This is a genomic window from Brooklawnia sp. (assembly GCF_049651565.1).
In the GTDB taxonomy this organism is placed as follows: domain Bacteria; phylum Actinomycetota; class Actinomycetes; order Propionibacteriales; family Propionibacteriaceae; genus Brooklawnia.
On the sequence record NZ_JBASCI010000106.1, the window covers coordinates 1 to 2,926 of the forward strand.

3 protein-coding genes are annotated in these 2,926 nt (G+C 71.5%); all 3 read right to left on the reverse strand.

The features are described from left to right. Window positions 1-243 (reverse strand): molybdenum cofactor guanylyltransferase (gene mobA, locus WBL05_RS04860; protein ID WP_424224121.1); only part of this gene is annotated, 243 nt, incomplete at its 3' end. A 3-nt stretch (window positions 244-246) separates the two neighbouring features. Next, window positions 247-768 carry a cyclic pyranopterin monophosphate synthase MoaC gene (gene moaC / locus WBL05_RS04865; protein WP_424224123.1) on the reverse strand — a complete coding sequence of 174 codons (522 nt, stop codon included), beginning with the start codon at window positions 766-768 and terminating at the stop codon, window positions 247-249. Beyond that, complete coding sequence (gene glp, locus WBL05_RS04870; protein ID WP_424224124.1) at window positions 747-2,816, reverse strand: gephyrin-like molybdotransferase Glp; 2,070 nt, start codon at window positions 2,814-2,816, stop codon at window positions 747-749. The genes moaC and glp overlap by 22 nt, the downstream gene beginning before the upstream one ends. Window positions 2,817-2,926: the final 110 nt, after the last annotated feature.

Below are 2,926 nucleotides of genomic sequence, written 5' to 3' on the forward strand. Positions count from 1 at the left end.
GCCGGCGAACAGCCCGGCCACCGGGCCGCCGCCGGGTGGGGACTCCATGGTCTGCAGCACCCAGCTGGGCACCGGCAGGGTGTCGGGTGCGACGACCACCACGCGTCCCAGGTCGGCCCAGCCCGCCAGCTCGTCGAGCACGTGATCGATCAGCCGGCGCCCGGCCACCGGCAACGCTGCCTTGTCGTGTCCCATCCGGGTGCTGCGGCCGCCGGCCAGCAGCACGACGTCGATCCCCGGCACGCTTCAGTCCTCGAACGCCCAATCCGGCAGTTCGTCCAGCGGCCGACGCCAGTCGCCGCTGCGGCCACCGGACTTGGCGACCACCATGCAGTCGCGGATCGCGGCTGTCCGGTCGACGCCCTTGATCATGTCGACCACCGCCAGTGCCGCCACCGTGACCGCGGTCAGGGCCTCCATCTCGACGCCGGTGCGGTCGGCGGCACGGACAGTGGCCTGAATCAGCACGCCGTCGGCCAGCAGCTCCAGGTCGATGTCGCAGCCATGCACGCCGATGACGTGCGCCAGCGGCAGCAGCACCGGCGTCCGCTTGGCGGCGGCGATGCCGGCGATCCGGGCCACCGCCAACACGTCCCCCTTGGGCACGCTGCCGTCGCGCAGGGACGCGATGGTGCCGCCAGTGCAGGACACCCGTCCGATGGCGGTTGCCTGGCGGGCGGTGACGGGCTTGCCGGTCACGTCGACCATGTGAGCGGTGCCGTCACCGCGCAGGTGGTTGAACCCGGTCACAGCCACGGCCTGGTCCACAGCAGCTCCAGCTCGTCGCCGGTGCTGATCTGGTTGACCTCGGCCGGCACGATGGCCAGCCCGTCGGCCAGGTGCAGCGACGCGATCAGGTGCGAACTCGATCCCAGCCGGTGGGTGGGGACCACGGTGCCGTCGGGGCGCCGGCTCACCGGGATGAACTGACGTCGGCCCTCCGGCGAGTCCCAGTCCTCGCCCGCCCTGACCCGGATGATCCGGGTGGAGGCGTCCCAGGCCCGGCCGGCCAGCCGGTTCAGCAACGGCACCATGAAGCAGTGCCAACTGACGAAGACGCTGACCGGGTTGCCGGGTAGCGCGACCACCGGGATCCGGCTGCCGTCCGGGCTGGTCAGCAAGCCGTGGCCCTGCGGCCGTCCGGGCTGCATCGCCACCCGGACGAAGTTCAGCGACTCGGCCAGCCGGGAGTTCTTGACCACGTCGTGGGTGCCGACCGACACCCCGCCGGTGGTGATCACCACATCAGCGATCCGGACCGCCTCGGCGATGGCGTTGTCCAGTTCGGCCGGGTCGTCCGAGACCCGGGTCACGCTGACCGGTTCGGCGCCGGCCTCCTCGACCAGGCCGAACAGCATGATGGAGTTCGAGTCGTGGATCTGCCCGCGGTCCAGCGGCTGCCCCGGGGCGACCAGCTCCGAGCCGGTGGCGACAACCGCGACCCGCGGCGCCGGGATGACCGACAGCGTGCCGTGCCCGGTCGAGGCGGCCGCGGCCAGGCTGGTGGCGTCCAGCTGGGTGCCGGCCTCCAGTACCAGGTCGCCCTCCGACAGGTCCTCGCCGGCCAGCCGGATGTTCTGGCCCTCACCGACCGGCGCGAACACCTGCACCTCACTCGACAGCGGGACGGCGCCCGGTTCCTGGTCGGTGCGTTCCACCGGCACCACGGCGTCCGCGCCCGCCGGCAGCATGGCGCCGGTCATCACCCGGACGGCCTGCCCGTTGCCCACCCAGTCGTCGCTGAACGAGCCGGCCGGCACCTCGCCGGTGACCTGCAGAACCACCGGGGTCTCGGGGGTGGCCAGGCCGACATCGTCGGCGTGCACCGCGAAGCCGTCCATCGCCGCGTTGGTGAAGACCGGCACCGCGACATGTGCGGTGACGGTGGCGGCGGTGGTGTGCCCCAGGCATTGGGCCAGTGGCAACTGCTGGGGCGGTAACGCCTCGATCCCGTCCAGGATCCGCTCGCGGTACTGCTCCACACTGATCGGGGTGGTCATCAACTGGCTCCTACCTGGGGGATTGTCCAACGATCCTGTCACGACCTGCGGCGCGAAGGTCACGATATCGTGGCGGCCTGCCCGGGCATCGGCGATCGCTACCCGGCCGAACAGCGGGTTGCCGAAGCCGCAGATCAGCTTCACCGCCTCGGTGGCCATGGTGCTGGCCGCCTGCCCCACCACCGGCCCGAGCACGCCGACCTTCAGCGACGACGGGGTGGTGCCGGGGGCCGGTTGCACCGGATACAGGTCGCGCAACCGAACGCCGGGCCCACCATCGTCCGGGGTGGTCCAGAAGACCGAGACCTGCCAGTTCATCGCCACCGCGGTGCCCCAGACCAGCGGCTTGTCGTTGGCCGCGCACCAGTCGCCCAACAGGTACTTCGCCTCGAACGAGTCGCAGCAGTCCAGCACCAGGTCGTAGTCGTCGGCCAGTTCGTCGAGCAACTCACCGGTCGCCCAGTCGTGGGTGCGCACCTCGAGCCGGGAGTTCAGCGCCGTCAGCCGGCGGGCGGCCGACTCGGTCTTGGGGACGCCGACGCTGTGCTCGTCGTGGATGACCTGGCGCTGCAGGTTGGTCTCGGCGACATCGTCGGCGTCGCTGATGCCGATCATCCCGACCCCGGTCGCTGCCAGGTACATCAGCACCGGTGAGCCGAGCCCACCGGCGCCGACCACCAGTACCCTGGCGGCCTGCAGCCGGGCCAGACCCTCGCGTCCGATGCCCTTCACCAGGGTGCTGCGCAGGTGGCGGGCGGCCCAGGCGTCGGTGACCGGCTCGACCGGGCGACCGAGCGGCAGCTTCAGCGTCCTCACGCCAGCCCGGTCCACTCGGTGTGGCCGTCGCTGAAGTGCTGCTTCTTCCAGACCGGCAGCAGCTTCTTGACCTGGTCCACCAGGTCGCTGGTCGCGTCGAAGGCCTGGCC